This is a genomic window from Halomonas dongshanensis, from assembly GCF_024790395.1.
In the GTDB taxonomy this organism is placed as follows: domain Bacteria; phylum Pseudomonadota; class Gammaproteobacteria; order Pseudomonadales; family Halomonadaceae; genus Vreelandella; species Vreelandella dongshanensis.
Genome location: NZ_JAJISC010000001.1, coordinates 635,500 through 652,807, shown reverse-complemented (window position 1 = coordinate 652,807; position 17,308 = coordinate 635,500). Strand labels below are relative to the sequence as shown.

Sequence of the window (17,308 nt, the reverse complement as noted above, 5' to 3'; positions counted from 1 at the left end):
CCTGCAGGCGTGATTGCTCCAGGTTAGGGGCATCGCGGGTTGACAACAACAATGCTCACTGACTGCCGTTTCTCACTTAAAAAAACGATGTTTTCGATAACGATATCGAAGTGGATGCGGATAAGGAGAACGACCTCAATGCACAAGTTCTTGAAAAACACCCTCTTGATGACTGGCGCTGCGCTGCTCGGCACCGGCGCTGCCCATGCCCAGACACCAGAGCTTTCCGACCCGCCAGAGATCGAGGGCGCCACCGTCGGTGACCACGGCAGCGTGACGCTACGCATGGGGCTGGGACTCGCCGACACCTCGCCGCAGTACCTTTCAAGCCAGTATTTCGCCGATATTCTCGATCAACGAAGCGAAGGCCGCATCAGCGTCAATATCTTCCCGAACAGCCAGCTCGGCGACGACGTGCAGATGATGGAGATGCTGCAGACCGGCACGCTCGACATGACCTACCCCTCGACATCACCGGCGACCGGCTATGTGAGCGAGTTGGCGGTTTTCGATCTGCCCTTCTTGCTGCCCACGCGCGAAGCCGCCGTCGAAGCAATGCGCAGCGACGCCGCCCAGCAAATGCTGGATGCCTTCGATGGTACGGGCATCAAGGCACTGGCCTTCTCGGAAAACGGCTTTCGCCAGTTGACCAACAGTGCTCGCCCCATTGCATCACCCGAGGATGTTGCCGGATTGGACGTCCGCGGCTTGTCGGTACGCACCATGGAGAACCCGGTGCACCTGGCGATCTGGCAGACGCTTGGCGCCAACCCGACGCCCATGGCGTTCGGCGAGCTCTTCTCCGCGATGGAGCAGGGCGTGGTCGACGGTCAGGAGAATCCCTGGAGCACGATTCTGACCTCCAACTTCTATGAAGTGCAGGAGTACGGCTCCGAAACGCGTCATGTGTATACACCGTTCATCAAGATGATTTCGCAGCGCGCCTGGGACCGTCTCGACCCGGAATATCAGGCACTCGTGCAGGAAGCCGCCTTACAGGCAGCGGATTATGAAATTCAGCTTTCCAGCGAGTACGACGATTGGGCGCGGGACCAACTCGAAGAGCGCGGCATGCAGGTGACGCGTCTCGACGACGAACAGATCGCCGCTTTCCAGCAAGCCGTGCAGCCCGTATACGACGAGTGGGCACCGCGTATCGGCGAAGATCTGGTCGCGGAGTTCCAGCGCATCGCCGAGTCAGCGATGTCGCAATAAGCGATATTTTACCCCGACGGCTGCGCGACACCGTCGCTTTTACAGGCAAGAGGCCTTCGTCTCTTGCCTTCGCGCTACCAGCCTTTGTGAGATGCCATGGATACGCCGGACTCCCAAATTCCCGATACCGCCGCACTCTTCGACGACCCCACGCGCCAACCACTCGAAATAGAACCAGAAACGCGCCGCGGTCCTGTGATCTTTCGCTGGATGACGCGGGGCATGGAGCATACGATCGCAGCACTATTGGTCGCCTTGATCGTTTCAGTCTCCGCCAACGTGGTCGGGCGCGCGGTGCTGAACCACTCCCTGCCCTGGGCAGATGAGCTGGCACGTATGCTGTTCATTTGGCTTATTTTCCTTGGTGCCGCCGCGGCCTTCGCGCGCTTCGAGCATATCGCGGTCGACATTCTCGTGCGCCGTTTGACGCCACGCGCCGCGTATGCGCTCTATCTTTTTCAGCACCTCGTCATCGCCGCTTTGATGGGCATCATCGTCTGGGGCGGGGCGCTGGTCGTCGCCCGCGCCTCCAGTCGTACCGCCATCCTCAACGTCCCCTGGAACCTGATCAATTTCTCGCTGATTCTCTGCGCGGGCTTCATCGCCACCGTTGCACTGTGGCGGGCTTACCAAAGCATTCGTTTTATATTCTCGCCGGACACGGCGCCACCTCTCAACGAAGGCCGCTGACCATGCTGTGGATATTTCTGGGCATTCTATTCGCTTCGCTGGCGCTGGGCCTTCCCATCGCATTTGGACTCGGTATTGCCGCCGTGGTCATGGCGTTCATATCGGACATTCCGCTATCCGTTCTGATCGAGCAATCCATCCGCGGCGTCAACAGCTTTCCGCTGCTGGCAATTCCGTTTTTCATCCTCGTCGGCGAGGTAATGAGCCAGGGCGGGATCGCGCGCCGACTCATGGATCTGGCCGGCGCTCTGGTCGGCTTCATACGCGGCGGGCTTGGGCAGGTGGCCATTACGGGGTCGATGTTTTTCGGCGGTATCAGCGGTTCGGCGGTGGCGGACACTGCGGCGACCGGGGCCATGATGATCCCGTCGATGACCAAACAGGGCTACAGCGCCCCGCAGGCAACGGCGATCAATACCGTTTCATCGGTCATCGGCATCATCATTCCGCCGTCGATTCCCTTGATTCTTTACGGCATCGTGACCGAAACCTCGATCAGCCGACTGTTCATCGCCGGTATCGTACCGGGCATTCTCATCGGCCTTGCGCTCATGGTGACCACGTTCATCATGGCCACCATCGGCCATGCTGGGCAGACACGACGCTTTCGCCTCGCGCCGCTCTGGGCCGCCTTTAAGGCCGCTTGGCTTGCGCTGGTGCTTCCGGTGATCGTGATCGGCGGTATCATAGGCGGCGTGTTCACCGCCACCGAAGCCGCCGTGGCTGCGCTGCTCTATTCGCTGTTCATCTCGCTGGTGGTCTATCGCGAGTTCAAGATCACCGAGCTTTGGGGCATGCTGATTCGCACCGCGCGCCTTACTGGCATGGTGCTATTGCTTCTCGCCTTCGCCACCGTCATCGCTTGGTTTCTGACCATCAACATGGTGCCGCAAACCCTGGTGACCCAGGTCCAAGCTATCACTCAGGATCCTTTCCTGCTGCTGTTGATCGTGGCAGGGCTTTTGCTGCTGGTCGGCTTCGTCATGGATCTCACGCCCGCAATGGTCATCATGGCCCCCATGCTGACGCCGATCGTGACGTCGGTTGGCGTCGACCCGGTTTACTTCGGCGTGCTCATGGCGTTCATCCTCGGCATCGGCCTGCTGACGCCCCCCGTGGGCACCTGCCTCTACGTGGGGTGTGGCGTGGGCAAGGTCTCCATGGAGCAGCTGGTCAAGGCGATGCTGCCCTACTATGCGGCACTACTGGTCGTGCTGGTCGTATTGATCGCCTTCCCCGGTATCGTGACCTGGCTGCCGGATTTGACCTCGGTACGCGGCAACTAAGCGAAATCACGACTGCGCCGTTGACATAAAGTCGAACGGTGCAGATCACCTACCTGTCATACCATATGACAGGATCACGCAGCGTATCGGCCCGATGCGCTGCGCGTATTTAGCGGGTTTTCGACTCGCAGCGACGATCGCCCCAATAACAACAGCACCGGATACTTCCACCATGCGACTCGAACGAAAGAAAGCGCTCATTACGGCTGCCGGCCAGGGTATTGGCCGCGCCACGGCGCTCCGCTTCGCGGCGGAAGGCGCCCAAGTCATTGCCACCGATATCAACCCTCCGAGCCTTGAGGCTCTCTCTTCTACTCCCGGCATTACGACACTGCCGCTCGACGTTCTGGATTCAGCGGCAATCGATGAACTGGCTGAGAAAGTTGGCTCCGTCGATATTCTCTTCAACTGCGCAGGGTTTGTCGCCAGCGGCTCGCTTTTAGAAGGCAGCGACGACGACTGGGAGCTGTCCCTTTCACTCAACGTGATGGCCATGGTGCGCGTGACACGGGCCTTTCTACCGGCCATGCTCGACCAGGGCGGCGGCAGCATCATCAACATGGCCTCGGTCGCCTCGAGCCTCAAGGGGGTGCCCAATCGCTGCGCCTACGGTACCTCGAAAGCGGCGGTACTGGGGCTGACCAAGTCGATCGCCAGCGACTACATCGGTCGCGGCATTCGCTGCAACGCGATTTGCCCCGGCACCGTGGACTCGCCTTCGCTGCGCCAGCGCATCGACGAGCAGGCCAGGCAGCAAGGGCGCTCGCGCGACGACGTTTATGCCGATTTCATCGCCCGCCAGCCTCAGGGCCGACTGGGCACACCGGAGGAGATCGCGGCGCTTGCCACCTACCTCGCCTCGGACGAATCGGCCTACACCACCGGAACAGCACAAATCATCGACGGCGGCTGGCTCGTTTGACGCCACGCGGTTCACCGACGCTGGATCTCTTTCACGCCGAACCGCAGGGCCTGTGAGCTCCGGTTGGCCAACCCCAAAGGAACTGCATAAATGAAACTGTTACGTTTTGGAGCCCCCGGCCAGGAAAAACCTGGCATCGTGGACGCAAGCGGTACGATTCGCGATCTCTCTGCGCACCTGCCCGACCTCGGCGGCGAGCATCTTGATCGCGCCGCGCTCGAGCGGCTCGCGGCAATCGACACCTCGGCGCTGCCCGAAGTCGCCGCCGACACGCGCCTGGGCCCTTGTGTAGCGGGCGTGGGCAAGTTCATCTGTATCGGTTTGAACTACTCCGACCACGCTGCCGAAACCGGCGCCGAGGTGCCGCCGGAGCCGGTCATTTTCAACAAGTGGACCAGTGCCATCTGCGGACCCAACGACGACGTCGTGATTCCGCGCAACTCACGAAAAACCGATTGGGAAGTGGAGCTTGGCGTCGTGATCGGCAAGACCGCACGCTATGTCGGCGAAGCGAACGCCATGGAGCACGTCGCCGGGTTCTGCGTGGTGAACGACGTATCCGAGCGCGAATTCCAGCTTGAGCGCAGCGGCACCTGGGACAAGGGCAAGGGATGCGACACCTTCGGCCCGCTGGGGCCCTGGCTTGTGACCCCCGATGAGATCGCCGATCCGCATCAACTCGACATGTGGCTCGAGGTAGACGGCAAGCGCTACCAGAACGGCAACACCCGCACCATGGTGTATCAGATCCCCTATTTGATCAGCTATCTGAGCCAGTTCATGAGCCTACAGCCGGGGGATGTGATCTCAACCGGTACTCCTCCTGGTGTCGGCATGGGTCAAAAGCCCCAGGTCTACCTCAAACCCGGCCAACGTATGCGTCTGGGAATCGAGGGACTGGGCGAGCAGACCCAAGCGGTCATCGCCGAGTCTGGCGGTAGCGCGCGCTGAACGGCGGGAAGCGATAGCGCCGGCGTTTACTCCGACGCCGGCTTCAAGCGCTGCTTGAGCTGTCGATAGGTGCCGTAATGGCGCTCGAGATGGCGGCGCATGGCTTCTTCAGCCGCATCTGCATCGCCGGATGCGATCGCATCGACGATCTCGGTGTGCGCTGCGGTAGCCGCCTTGTCTTCATCCTTTTGTTGAAGCACATGCGCACGACGGTCATCCAGCCATTCTGACAGGGCCAGGTGGATAGCATCGAAGATCGGGTTTCGCCCGATACTCGCCAACACCCCGTGAAAGTCGTTGTCCGAGCGTTTGAAACGCGCCTCGTCGCCGATGGCGTCGCGATTGTCCGCCAGCGCCTGACGTAGCCGGGCCAGGTCATCTTCGGTGGCGTTACGCGCGGCGTAGCGCGCCAGCGATATCTCGAACGTCGCCCGTGCTTCCTGGAAGTACTGCTGCCCATCGGGCTGCGAAAGCAGTTGACGCGTCACACCCGAAAGCCGTGCCATGACGGCATCCGCCGTGGGCCGAATCACCCGCGCCCGGGTACCACTATTGATCGCGATCAACCCTAGCTGCTGAAGATAGAACAGCGCCTCGCGCACGGCGGGACGCCCCACGCCGAACTGCTCCATCAGCTCGCGCTCGGAGGGGAGCTGGTCGTTCTCGCCGAGCCGTCCTTCGAGGATTTCCGCTTCGAGCTGCTCGGCGACCTGCACGGAGAGCGTCTTGCGCTCGATCCGGTATTTACTCATAAAGACTCGTCCACGGTCGGGAAATATTCGAGGATTTTACGTTATTTTAAACGTTTCCCTTAAGTCAGTGGTGATAACGGCGTTATCTCGTACCGATGGGCAATATGGGCGTAGGCTGCCTGATTCGCGACATCCAGTGGGATGCCTTCGGCGTCACGCCGTGTTTGACAGCGCCACTCCCGATCACCCGGCGCCATGATGCCATGGGAGCCTTTTATAGCGGACTGGCGACGTAAATCCGTCAAATAGTCGGCCAGCCCTCGAGAGAAGTCGCCCTCTTCGATGAAGGCATCCGGCTTTATGGCCAAAAAGAAATGCCCCACCCCACGCGGTGTCGATATATCGGAGCCGTTCATGGGCAAAAGATTGAAGCCATGCTGCATACCCGAAAGCGTCGAACTCAGTATCTCGACCATGCCGCCAAGCCCTGCGCCCTTGAAGCCAAAGTCGCTCCCTCCCAGCGGCAACAGGGAAGTGACTTCGCGAGGGTCAGTACTCACCTGACCATCAGCTCTGGCGGCCACTTGATTCGGCAACTCACGCCCTATGGCACCGAATTGCTGCACACGATTCCAGGGAATCGAGCTTGTGGCCATATCCAACAGATAAGGGGCCGCCCCCGCAACGGGCGCGGCAAACGCGATTGGGTTCGTGCCGTGGAAAGCATCCTGACCATCGTGAAGCTGCACGAAGGGGTCCGAGTTACAAAACGCCATACCGATATAGCCACGCTCGGCTGCCGCGAGCGCGTAACAGCCCGCCGCGCCGAAATGGGACGAATTTCCGACCGCAACGGCTCCCAAACCGGCCTGCCCCGCCATCTCTACGGCATGCTCCATTGCGGTATACCCGGCCAAATGGCCCAATCCATCGGCGGCATCCAAAAAACCGGTCGCGGGCAAGCGCTGATGAAACACCATGTCAGGCGCTCCCTTGACGCGTCCCCCTTCGAGTACCTTCACGTAATGGGGTAGCAGCCTTAAACCATGGCTATCGACTCCCATACGTGAGGCCTTGACTAGAGCACGCGTGACGGCCTCGGAAGAAGCCTCGTTGGCCCCTACCGCCGCCAGCGCGGCTCTCATGAAGCGGGCAAGATCATCACTAGTGACACGAAAACGCGAGGACGTATCGGCCATAAACACTCCCTGATTCAGAACTTGATAGTTCGGTCTTCAATGGTTGAATCCATTAAATCTCATGAACAGGATCAGCGATAAACGAGTGTGGGCAGCCACATAGAGATCGCCGGGATAAACGTGACCAGTAGCAGGCAAATAACCAGAGGAATCAAAAACGGGATGGTGCCACGCATACAGCGTTCGAAACTGACGTTGGATACCCGAGACAAAACGTACAGCACCATGCCGACCGGCGGCGTAAGCAGTCCGATCATCAGATTGAGCACCATGATCACGCCAAAGTGCACCGGGTCCACCCCGACCGCGACGGCCATCGGAAGCAGTACCGGCACCAGAATGGTGATGGCGGCGATGGTTTCCATGAAACAGCCGACGATGATGAGTACGATATTGGCCATCATCAGTACCGCCAGCTTGCTGTCGGCGAAGTTACCCATCAAAGCGATGACGTTCTGGGTCACCTGGTTACTGGTCAGTATCCAGGCAAAGATCGAGGCAGCGGAGACGATGAAAAGAATGACCGCCGTGGTCTCGATGGTTTCCATGCTCACCTTGAGCAGTTTTTTGAAGGTCAGCGTACGATAGACGATGCCGCCCAGCACCAGGGCGTAGAAAACCGCCGCCACCGCCGCCTCGGTGGGCGTGAAAGCGCCGGTGATGATACCCCCGACGATGATGACCGGGGTCATCAACGATAAGAACGCGCGTTTGAAGGTATGGCCGAGTACGCGCAGCGAGAAGACCGCATCGCGCTGGTAGCCACGCCGACGCGAGATCAGAAAGATCATCAGCATCAGCATCACCCCCATCAACAGCCCGGGCACCAGTCCGGCGGCAAAAAGCTGCCCCACCGAGGCCGACGCCATGACACCATAGATGACCATTGGCAAACTCGGCGGAATGATCGGACCTATGGTCGATGAAGCAGCGGTGATCCCGACCGCGAACTCCTCGTCGTAGCCGGCGTCCTTCATCGCCTTGACCTCGATCATGCCAAGCCCCCCGGCGTCTGCCACCGCCGCGCCGGACATGCCGGAAAACACGATACTGGCGCCAACGTTGACGTGCCCGAGCCCACCGCGCATCCAGCCCATCAGCGCCTTGGCGAAGTTGAAGATGCGCTCGGTGATACCGCCGTTATTCATTAGGCTGCCGGCGAAGATGAAAAACGGGATGGCCAGCAGCGGGAAACTGTCGATACCGTTGATCATGCGGTGGGCGACGACGATATTAGGCACCTGGCCGGTGATCAGCACGAACATCAGACACGCACCGGCCAGGCTGATTGCGATCGGCGCGCCCAGCACTAAAAGCGTGAATAGGGCGAAGAAAAGAAAGGCCAGGTCATGGCCCATCAAGGGCAGAATGACACAGCCCAATACCGCCAGCGCTGCCAGTAGCGGCGAAAGCAACGGCTTTTGCCAGCGCATCAAGGAGAGTCGAGACATACCAGGCCTCACGAGTAATAGGGAGCCGAGGTCGAGTGGGTCTACGTTGCGTCGCGGGGTGTTCGATACGTGACGTAGAGACGCTGGAGGGTGCGCAGGGCCATCAGTACGAACGCCGTGCACACGGTGTAGTAGAGCAGGCTTTTGGGCAGGTCGACGGAGACCATCAAGCTACTGGTGCGACCCGCAAGCTGATAAGTGACCCAAGCCATGGCCACGAAGAAAGCCAGACTCACTAGCCCCATCAGGCGCTCGAGCAGCCGCGCCTGCCAGCTCGGCATATAGTGGTAGAAAAACTCCACCAGAATATGGCTGCCGTTACGTGCCGCCATGGCGCTACCCAGAAACCCCACCACGATCAACAGGTACCTTGCGATCTCTTCGGTCCAGCCGATCGAATCGCCCAGCACGTAGCGGCTGAAGAATTGGGCAAAGACGACCAGAATCAAGGCCCAGAAAACGATCAGGGTGACGAAATCCTCGGCCGCGTAATCCTTCCACCTGAAAGGGGTATCGTCGAAGGCGGCCTCGAAATCGATCATCGGGTCGCCCTGCGGTGGCACACTATCTTGCCTATCGTTCATGGCAGTAGGCTCCTTGCGCCCCGCCAGACAGGGGGGCGTCAATCAGCAGAGACGTAAGAGTGATTTATTGACCGATTGCCTGAAGGCGCTCGTAGGTCTGCTCGTCCCAGGTTGCGGCACTGCCGTGGTGAGCGGGTAGCACCGCCTCGCGAAAGCGCTCGCGATTCACCTCGTTGATGGTGTTGCCCTGCTCTTCGAACCAGGCGACGAGTTCGGCCTCGGCCTGCTGAATGCTGCGGGTGTTATTGACCGCTGCCTCCTGGAACACCTCGCGAAATATCTGCTGGTCCTCTTCGGAAAGCCGGTTCCAGCGCGGCCCGCCCACAATGGTGATCAGCGAATCGGTGATATGCCCGGTCAGGTTGATGTAATCCTGCACCTCATAAAACGCCTTGGCCTTGATCGTCGGCAGCGGGTTCTCCTGAGCGTCGACCACGCCTTGCTGGAGTGCGAGATATACCTCGTCGAAAGCGATGGGTGTCGGGTTGGCGCCTACGGCCTGGGGCATCATCATGTACATGGGCGCATTGGGCACCCGGATCTTGAGCCCCTGCATATCCTCGGGTTCGTTGATCGGCTTGTTGGAAGTGACGTGGCGCTCGCCGTAGTAGTTGAGCGCGAGGGGAACGTTGCCGGTCTGGTCCTGGTACCCTTTAGCGATTTCGTCGAACAGCTCGCTGTCGGCAAAGGCCTGCCAGTGATCGAAATCGCGGAACATATACGCCGCCCCGGCGATGCCGATCGGGCCATAAGCACGGCCAGCGAACTGCGTGCCGGTATAGATGGCGTCGACCGTACCGAGCTCGAGCCCTTCGTTGATATCTTCCTCCTTGCCCAGCGACGCCGCCGGGTAAACCTCCATGGTGTAGCGCCCGTCGGTACGCTCCTCGATCTGATCGGCAGCCCAAAGGGCCCACTCGTGAAACGGCTCGGTGGTTTCATAGACGTGCGCGAAGCGCAGATTTTCCGCAGCGCTGGAGGCGCTAACGCTCGCCGTGAAAAGCGCAGCACCTAAAAGAGAGGGCAGACGAATACGCGAATAACGATGGTTACGCATGAGAAACTCCTTACAACCCTTGGATTTGTTATTGGTCAGTTGCTATAGGTCGTGGTGCGAGCGGTAATGGTCATCGAGGCGACATCTTCGCCTGTATACGTGTCATACCGTATGTTCAAAACTAGCCCTTCGCCGATTGTGCGGCAACCGCGCGCCTTGAAACTTTAGTCGCGCTATCCATGCAAAATTTGGCACATACCTTACCGTGCCCGCTTTCAGTTTTCGCCCTCTCTACTTCCATTGGACTATCGACCCTCCTGAAAACGTTACGCTAGAGTCACTCTCTAGCTGGCATACCTGTCATACAATAAGCTGCGCATGACCGGACCCGCCACCAAGTTCAAAAATTAACGGAGGCACGCGTGCACCCCATCTCATCGACAGACACCCTCCCCCAGGATGCCGACCGTGCCCTATTGGTCGGCCGCGCCTGGCAGGAGGACGCTAATGCTGGCCCTGTGCTAATCACGGTGCGCCGTGGCGAAGTCATCGACCTCACCGAATACGGCCCAACCATGGCGGACCTTCTGGAACGCGATGACTTGCACAACGTAGTACGCAGCGCCGAAGGCCCGAGCCTTGGTCCTGTCGACACCCTGGTGGCGAATTCTCAAATGACGCCACCGCAAGCGCCGTATTTGCTTGCGCCTTGCGACGTCCAAGCGATCAAGGCCTGCGGTGTCACCTTCGCCGTTAGCCTTCTTGAGCGTGTCATCGAGGAGCAGGCCGGCGGAGATCCGGCGCGAGCCAAAGCGCTTCGCGATGACCTGCAAGCGCTGATCGGCACCGACCTTTCGCAAATCGTTCCTGGCTCCGAAGAAGCGGCATCGCTCAAGCGGGCGCTTCAGGAAACAGGCGGCTGGTCGCAGTACATGGAAGTGGGCATCGGGCCCGACGCCGAAGTCTTCACCAAGGCACAGCCGCTCTCGTCGGTCGGCTTCGGTGCCACGGTGGGCCTGCATCCCGGATCGAAGTGGAACAATCCCGAGCCCGAGATCGTGCTCGCCGTGGACAGCCAGGGCCGGGTACGCGGCGCAACGCTTGGCAACGACGTCAACCTGCGCGACGTCGAGGGCCGCAGCGCCCTGCTGCTGGGCAAGGCAAAGGATAACAACGCTTCATGCTCGTTAGGCCCGTTCATTCGCGTGTTCGACGCGCATTTCGATATCGACACGCTGCGCGCCTGCCAGGTATCGCTGCGCATCGAAGGCGCCGACGACGACTTCGTGCTCCAGGGCGAAAGCGACATGCGCGAGATCAGCCGCGACCCGCTGGATCTGGTGCGCCAAACCATCGGCGCGCACCACCAGTACCCCGATGGTTTCATGCTGTTTCTCGGCACCATGTTCTCACCGATCGAAGATCGCGACGGTGAAGGCCAGGGCTTTACCCACCATCTCGAGGACCGGGTGTCCATCGCGACGCCATCGCTCGGCACGCTCGTCAATTCCGTGGGGCAAAGCGACAAGCTGCCGCCCTGGACCTTCGGTATCCGGGAACTGATGCGTCATCTGGCACGCCGCTAAACTTTCGAGGAGACGATAATGACAACGATCACTCACGTCGACGTTCAGGACATTCGCTTTCCCACCTCCCGGTCGCTCGATGGCTCCGATGCCATGAACGCCGCACCGGACTACTCCGCCGCCTATGTGATTTTGCACACCGATGACGATACGCTCGAAGGCCATGGGCTGACGTTCACCATCGGCCGCGGCAACGAAATCGTGATCACTGCTCTGCACTCCCTGACGCCCCTAATCCAGGGACGCACTCTCGAATCGATCACCGACGACATGGGCGCTTTCTGGCGCGAGTTCACCGGCGACAGCCAGCTGCGCTGGATCGGCCCGGACAAGGGCGCGATCCACCTGGCGACCGCCGCCATCGTCAACGCCCTGTGGGACATGTGGGCGAAGCGCGAAGGCAAGCCGGTGTGGAAACTGCTGGTGGACATGAGCCCAGAGCAGCTGGTGCGCTGTCTCGATTTTCGCTTCGTCACCGACGCGCTGACGCCGGAAGAGGCGATTTGCCTGCTACGCCGCCAGGCACCGGGCAAGGCCGAGCGCGAAGCGCACATGCGCCGCGACGGCTACCCGGGCTACACCACCTCGGCGGGCTGGCTCGGCTACAGCGACGACAAGGTGCGTGGCCTGGCCCGGGAGGCGCTGGCCGAAGGCTTTACCCATTTCAAGCAAAAAATCGGCGGCGATATCGACGAAGATGCCCGCCGCGCGGCGCTGCTGCGCGAGGAGATCGGCTGGGACAACGTGCTGATGATGGATGCCAACCAGGTATGGGAGGTCGACGAAACGGTGCACAAAATGCGTCGGCTGGCCGAGTTCGACCCGCTCTGGATCGAGGAGCCCACCAGTCCCGACGATATTCTCGGCCACGCGGAGATCCGCCACCGCGTTGCCCCCATCGGTGTAGCAACCGGCGAGCACTGCCATAACAAGGTGATGTTCAAACAGTTCTTTCAAGCCGAGGCGCTGGACTATTGCCAGCTCGATGCCGCGCGTCTGGGCGGGCTCAACGAGGTCATTCTGGTGGTATTGATGGCGGCCAAGTTCGGCGTGCCGGTCTGCCCCCACGGGGGCGGCGTCGGGCTCTGCGAATACACCCAGCATATCGCCCTGTTCGATTACATCGCCGTCTCCGCAGACCTCGACGGGCGGGTGCTGGAGTACGTCGATCACCTGCACGAACACTTCATCGACCCCGTCGTGGTAGAGCGTGGACGCTACCGGGTGCCCGAAGCACCCGGGTACAGCATCGCCATGCACTCCGAGTCGCAATCGCAGTACCGCTTTCCCGACGGTCCGGCCTGGCAGGAGAGCGCTCATGAGTGATACAGGCACGTTTCTGGATAAGCTCCAGGCGCTGCTTGGCGAGCGCGGCCTTCTTCGCGAAAGCGCTGCCATGGCACGCTACGTGAGTGATTGGGCCGGGGAGTCACTGGGCACACCGCTGGCCGTGGCTAGACCCGCAAGCGCCGACGAGGTCGCTGAGGTGGTCCGGCGCTGCCACGCTCAAGGGGTGGCCATGACGCCCCAGGGCGGCCACAGCGGTCTGGTGGCCGGCGCCCTGCCCGCACAGGATGGTCAGGAGCTGGTGATCAGCCTGGAGCGGCTCGATCGCGTGCGCGACATCGACCCGATCAACTTCACCATGACCGTGGATGCCGGCTGCATTCTCGAGAACGTCAAGCGCGCCGCCTGGGAGCACGACTGCGATTTCCCGCTTTCTCTCGGCGCGCAGGGAAGCTGCCAGATCGGCGGTAACATCGCCACCAACGCCGGCGGGTTGAACGTGCTGCGCTACGGCATGATGCGTGAACTGGTACTCGGCCTCGAGGTGGTGCTGCCCGACGGCCGCCTCTGGCAGAACCTGACCGCGCTGCACAAGGATAACCGCGGCTACGCCCTGCAGCAGCTTTTCATGGGCAGCGAAGGCACCCTGGGTATCGTGACCGGTGCGGTATTGAAGCTCTCGCCCCGGCCGACCCAAAGCCGCTCGGCGCTTCTGGGTATGCCCTCGGTGCAGGCGGTGGTCGATCTTTACACCCTGGCACGGCGCGACTGCTGCGACCTGCTGACCGCTTTCGAGCTGATCCCCCGTCGCTGCATCGAGCTTGCCATGGAGGCGACACCCACGCTTACCGATCCACTGGATCGGCCCTACCCCTGGTACGTACTGATGGAAATCGCCGCGACCGGGCCGGTCGATCTGAACGCCCTGCTGGAGCAACTGCTGGAGACGGGCATGGCGCGCGAGCTGGTGCTGGACGGCGCCTTGGCGGCAAGCGACACCCAGGCAGCCCAGCTTTGGCAGTTCCGTGAAAGCATGCTGGAGGGGCAGCGTCGGCGCGGCGAACATCTGCGTACGGATCTTTCCGTGCCGATCTCGAGGATTCCCGCTTTCGTTAGCAAGGCAAGCGACGCGATCACAGCCCTCGACGCCGAGTGCGAGATCATCGCCTACGGCCACGTGGGCGACGGCAACCTGCACTTCAACATCCTGCCGCCTCCTACCATGGCGAACGAAGAGAAGAAGTCCTACCTGCATACCCTCGAGACGCGACTGTTCGAAGTGCTCGACGATTTCGGCGGCAGTATCAGCGCCGAGCACGGTATTGGTCGTACCAAGCAGGCCGCCTACCTCGAGCGGCTTGCGCCCACCGAGCGCGAGCTGCTAAGCGGTATCAAAGCGCTATTCGACCCCAAGGGATTGATGAATCCCGGTCGTATTTTGCCGCCGAGCCAAACGTAAACCGCCCCATGGGCTTCCCCATGGGGCGGTGCGGTGCGGTTCAATACCCCATCACCCCCGGCAGCCAAGTCGCAAGTCCTGGAATAGCGATGAGCAGTAGGATGGTGGCGAGGATGGGAAGCAAGAAAGGCAGCACCGCTTTCACTACCTGGCTGTAGCGCAGGCGGGTGATGCCGACCATCATGAACAGCACCGTGCCAAAGGGCGGTGTGATGACGCCGACGGAGAGCGTGATCACCATGACGATGCCAAAGTGCACAGGGTCGAGCCCCGCGCTCAGCGCGGCGGGTACCACGATGGGCGTGAAGATCAGGATGCTCTCGATCACCGACATGAAGCAGCCGATCAGCAAAAAGAACAGCGCAAAGCAGAGAAGGAGCGCAATGGTGGGCATATCGATGCTCGCCACTTGCCCGGCCAGGGCCTGTGGAATGCCCATACGCACCAGAATCCAGCCGTAGAAGCTAGATACCGCGATGATCATGAGAATGACGGCGCTAAACATCAGCGTGCGGCGAAAGGCGCCGTAGAGCTCTTTGAGGCCCAGGTCGCGGTAGACCACGCCGCCTAAAATGACCGCATAGAGAGAGGCGATAGCCCCCGCTTCGGTCGGGGTGAAGAAGCCGCCCCAAATACCTCCAACGATGATCGCAGGCATCAACAGTGGCAACACCGCACGTTTGCCTGTGCGCACCACTTCCTTGGCATCGAACGGCATGGGATCGGGCATGGTTACCTTGCCCGTCGCGCCCAGCAGCACGGTCATGCCCATGAGCAGTAGCGCCATCAGAATGCCGGGCACCAAGCCCGCCATGAAGAGCCCCCCAATGCTGACGTTGGCCAGCCAGCCATACACCACCAGCGCGATGCTCGGCGGCAAGATGGGGCCAACGACGCTCGAAGCGGCGGTAATACCGGTGCTATATCCCAGCGCGTAGCCGCGCTCCTTCATCGCCTTGATTTCGATGCTGCCAAGGCCTGCGGCATCCGCCACGGCGGTACCCGACATGGTGGCAAAGATGGAGCTTGCCACCACGTTGGCGTGCCCTAGCCCGCCTTTGGTGAAGCCCACCAGCGCCGTGGCGAAGTCAAAGATCCGCGTCGTCGTCGAGCCCTGATTCATGATGTTGGCCGCCAGGATGAACAGCGGGATCGCCAGCAGCGTGAAGTTGTTGAGCGTCTGGATCATCCGTAGCGATAAAAGCTCGACCGGAAGCCCGCCGGCCCCCGTAACGGCCAGCGCCGTAAACGACGTCACGCCGATGGCGACCACCACCGGCAGGCCGATCATCATTAGCGCCAGCAGGCCCCCGACGAATATTGCCAGTTCCATCATGGCGCGGCCTCCTCAGCGGGTGTATCGAGCCAGGCCACTGGCCCCCGTAGGGTTTGCCAAAGCGCGATCAGCGCCATGGCGACGAAGCTGAACAAAATGGCGTAGTAGAGAAAGGAGAAACTGATGCCCAGCGACACCGTATTGTTGTGCGCGCTCATGTAAGACATGATCCAGGCGCCCCAGGCCGCCAGCACAAAAAACACCATCGAGATGGCCGACGTAAGGCGGTACTGGCACTGGCGCCCCAACGCCCCCAGGCGGTGGCTAAAGAGATCGACGACCAAGTGGTCGCTGCGCACCCAAGCAGACACGGCGCCAAAGGCCACGGCATAGACGGCGAGTAACGATACCACCTCCTCGGACCAAGGTAGCCCCCAGCCCAGCAGATCACGCGCCACGACAGCGGCGACGATGAGGCCGAGCACTCCGATCAACAATGCCACGCCCAAGGCGTCGCAAAAGCGGGTGATGGTGCGCAGGGCAAGAAAGGCAAAGCGGTCTGCGCCTCTAGCGGGCGACTTGGCTTCGTCCACGAAACGGCTCCTTGAAAATCGTATAGATAAAACAGCGGGACATGACGAACTCGGGGCGGCAACGCCGCCCCGAGGCTAGCGCAGGCAACGCCTCACTCGTCGATCTGGCTGGCAGCGATGGCGTCGTCACGTACGCCGTCGGCCATGCGCGATAGCACGCGGTCGATGGCCGGTTGGGCCGCCTCGCGGAAGGCGGCGATGTCCGGCTCGATTACCGTCATGCCTTCGTCTTCGAGTGCATCGCGGTAGAAGACGTCGAGCTCCAACTCCTGCTCGTTGCCGTAGGCGCGCGCGACATCCACGGCTTCGCTAATCAGCGCTTGATCCTCTTCATCGAGGCCATCCCACCAGCGGGTGCTAGCGACCCAGCTCCAGGGGAACTGAACGTGGCTGGTCATGATGAGGTAGTCCTGCACTTCCCATAGCCGCCGGGTATAGGGCGAGGAGAGCGAGTTCTCGTGGCCGTCCACCTGGCGCGTCTGCATCGCGAGATAGATCTCCGGCGCCGGCACGTTGACCACCTGCGCGCCGATCTCCTGCCACACCTCGAGCCAGATGGGCAGCGACGGCATGCGCAGGCGAAAGCCCTGCAGGTCTTCTGGAGTGTGGATTTCCTTGTTCGCCGTCATATGGCGCGGGCCGCGATGCTGCAGCCCCAGGAAGGTGAGGCCACCACGGTTTTCGGCCTGCTCGATGAGCGTTTGACCCGAAGGGCTTTCGAGGTAGTGATCCACCTCCTCCCAGGTGGTGAAGAGGAAAGGCACGGTCATGGCGTCGTAATCCGGCGCATACTGTTGGCGCCAGTTACCCCCGGTCAGCGACATCTGTGTCTGCCCCAGGTTGAGCAGTTCGAGCACGGCGTCCTCGCCGCCGAGCGACCCGGCGAGGAAGGGGAGCACGTTGAAGCGCCCCGGCGCCTGTTCTTCGAGGTACTCGGCGAAGCGTTCGATGGCGGCGCTCTCCGAGCCGCCCTCGCTCATGGTGTTATTGACTTGAATCTCGATCGGCTTGGCAAGCGCCAGGGGCGCCGCTACCAGCATGCCAAGCGCCGTGAGTGTGGCCAGCAGTGTTTTTTGCATGAGATGAACTCTCTCAATTTATCGTTATGGCGAAGAAGTTG

General features: G+C 61.0%; 16 protein-coding genes. 8 read left to right on the top strand and 8 right to left on the bottom strand.

Features of this window, described 5'->3' with window-relative positions; all coding sequences use genetic code 11:
* Positions 1 to 138 precede the first annotated feature (138 nt).
* From LLY24_RS03000 to LLY24_RS02980, 5 genes are all read left to right on the top strand, one after another.
* Positions 139 to 1,215 carry a TRAP transporter substrate-binding protein gene (locus tag LLY24_RS03000; protein WP_259034774.1) on the top strand — a complete coding sequence of 359 codons (1,077 nt, stop codon included), beginning with the start codon at positions 139 to 141 and terminating at the stop codon, positions 1,213 to 1,215.
* Between the two features lie 96 nt (positions 1,216 to 1,311).
* The gene (locus LLY24_RS02995; protein WP_259034773.1) at positions 1,312 to 1,905 is read left to right on the top strand and encodes a TRAP transporter small permease; all 594 of its coding nucleotides are present in this window, start codon (positions 1,312 to 1,314) and stop codon (positions 1,903 to 1,905) included.
* A gap of 2 nt (positions 1,906 to 1,907) precedes the next feature.
* Complete coding sequence (locus LLY24_RS02990) at positions 1,908 to 3,191, top strand: TRAP transporter large permease (RefSeq protein WP_259034772.1); 1,284 nt, start codon at positions 1,908 to 1,910, stop codon at positions 3,189 to 3,191.
* Between the two features lie 172 nt (positions 3,192 to 3,363).
* Entirely contained in the window at positions 3,364 to 4,113 is a 750-nt protein-coding gene (locus LLY24_RS02985) for an SDR family oxidoreductase (RefSeq protein ID WP_259034771.1), read from the top strand.
* Between the two features lie 90 nt (positions 4,114 to 4,203).
* On the top strand, positions 4,204 to 5,064 hold the full coding sequence (locus LLY24_RS02980) for a fumarylacetoacetate hydrolase family protein (protein ID WP_259034770.1): 861 nt from the start codon (positions 4,204 to 4,206) through the stop codon (positions 5,062 to 5,064).
* A gap of 26 nt (positions 5,065 to 5,090) precedes the next feature.
* Here LLY24_RS02980 and nanR read toward each other — a convergent pair whose 3' ends face one another.
* From nanR to LLY24_RS02955, 5 genes are all read right to left on the bottom strand, one after another.
* A complete protein-coding gene (nanR, locus tag LLY24_RS02975; protein ID WP_259034769.1) occupies positions 5,091 to 5,816 on the bottom strand; it encodes a transcriptional regulator NanR in 726 nt (241 codons plus the stop codon).
* Between the two features lie 59 nt (positions 5,817 to 5,875).
* The gene (locus LLY24_RS02970) at positions 5,876 to 6,955 is read right to left on the bottom strand and encodes an Ldh family oxidoreductase (protein WP_259034768.1); all 1,080 of its coding nucleotides are present in this window, start codon (positions 6,953 to 6,955) and stop codon (positions 5,876 to 5,878) included.
* A 71-nt stretch (positions 6,956 to 7,026) separates the two neighbouring features.
* Positions 7,027 to 8,406, bottom strand: a complete 1,380-nt coding sequence (locus tag LLY24_RS02965; protein WP_259034767.1) for a TRAP transporter large permease — start codon at positions 8,404 to 8,406, stop codon at positions 7,027 to 7,029.
* A 41-nt stretch (positions 8,407 to 8,447) separates the two neighbouring features.
* On the bottom strand, positions 8,448 to 8,990 hold the full coding sequence (locus LLY24_RS02960; protein WP_259034766.1) for a TRAP transporter small permease: 543 nt from the start codon (positions 8,988 to 8,990) through the stop codon (positions 8,448 to 8,450).
* A 64-nt stretch (positions 8,991 to 9,054) separates the two neighbouring features.
* A complete protein-coding gene (locus tag LLY24_RS02955) occupies positions 9,055 to 10,047 on the bottom strand; it encodes a sialic acid TRAP transporter substrate-binding protein SiaP (protein ID WP_259034765.1) in 993 nt (330 codons plus the stop codon).
* 362 nt (positions 10,048 to 10,409) lie between these two features.
* Here LLY24_RS02955 and LLY24_RS02950 point away from each other — a divergent pair, with 362 nt between their 5' ends.
* The 3 genes from LLY24_RS02950 to LLY24_RS02940 are packed head-to-tail and all read left to right on the top strand — an operon-like array spanning position 10,410 to position 14,319.
* The gene (locus LLY24_RS02950; RefSeq protein WP_259034764.1) at positions 10,410 to 11,573 is read left to right on the top strand and encodes a fumarylacetoacetate hydrolase family protein; all 1,164 of its coding nucleotides are present in this window, start codon (positions 10,410 to 10,412) and stop codon (positions 11,571 to 11,573) included.
* A gap of 18 nt (positions 11,574 to 11,591) precedes the next feature.
* Entirely contained in the window at positions 11,592 to 12,899 is a 1,308-nt protein-coding gene (locus LLY24_RS02945; protein WP_259034763.1) for an L-fuconate dehydratase, read from the top strand.
* Positions 12,892 to 14,319 carry an FAD-binding oxidoreductase gene (locus LLY24_RS02940; RefSeq protein WP_259034762.1) on the top strand — a complete coding sequence of 476 codons (1,428 nt, stop codon included), beginning with the start codon at positions 12,892 to 12,894 and terminating at the stop codon, positions 14,317 to 14,319. Before LLY24_RS02945 ends, LLY24_RS02940 begins: the two co-directional genes overlap by 8 nt.
* A 40-nt stretch (positions 14,320 to 14,359) precedes the next feature.
* On the opposite strand, the gene LLY24_RS02935 is transcribed toward LLY24_RS02940, so the two are convergent.
* From LLY24_RS02935 to LLY24_RS02925, 3 genes are all read right to left on the bottom strand, one after another.
* Positions 14,360 to 15,655 carry a TRAP transporter large permease gene (locus LLY24_RS02935; protein WP_259034761.1) on the bottom strand — a complete coding sequence of 432 codons (1,296 nt, stop codon included), beginning with the start codon at positions 15,653 to 15,655 and terminating at the stop codon, positions 14,360 to 14,362.
* Positions 15,652 to 16,188: a TRAP transporter small permease gene (locus LLY24_RS02930; protein WP_259034760.1), complete on the bottom strand. Its 537-nt coding sequence runs from the start codon at positions 16,186 to 16,188 to the stop codon at positions 15,652 to 15,654. Before LLY24_RS02930 ends, LLY24_RS02935 begins: the two co-directional genes overlap by 4 nt.
* Before the next feature lie 92 nt (positions 16,189 to 16,280).
* On the bottom strand, positions 16,281 to 17,267 hold the full coding sequence (locus tag LLY24_RS02925) for a TRAP transporter substrate-binding protein (RefSeq protein WP_259034759.1): 987 nt from the start codon (positions 17,265 to 17,267) through the stop codon (positions 16,281 to 16,283).
* Positions 17,268 to 17,308 lie beyond the last annotated feature (41 nt).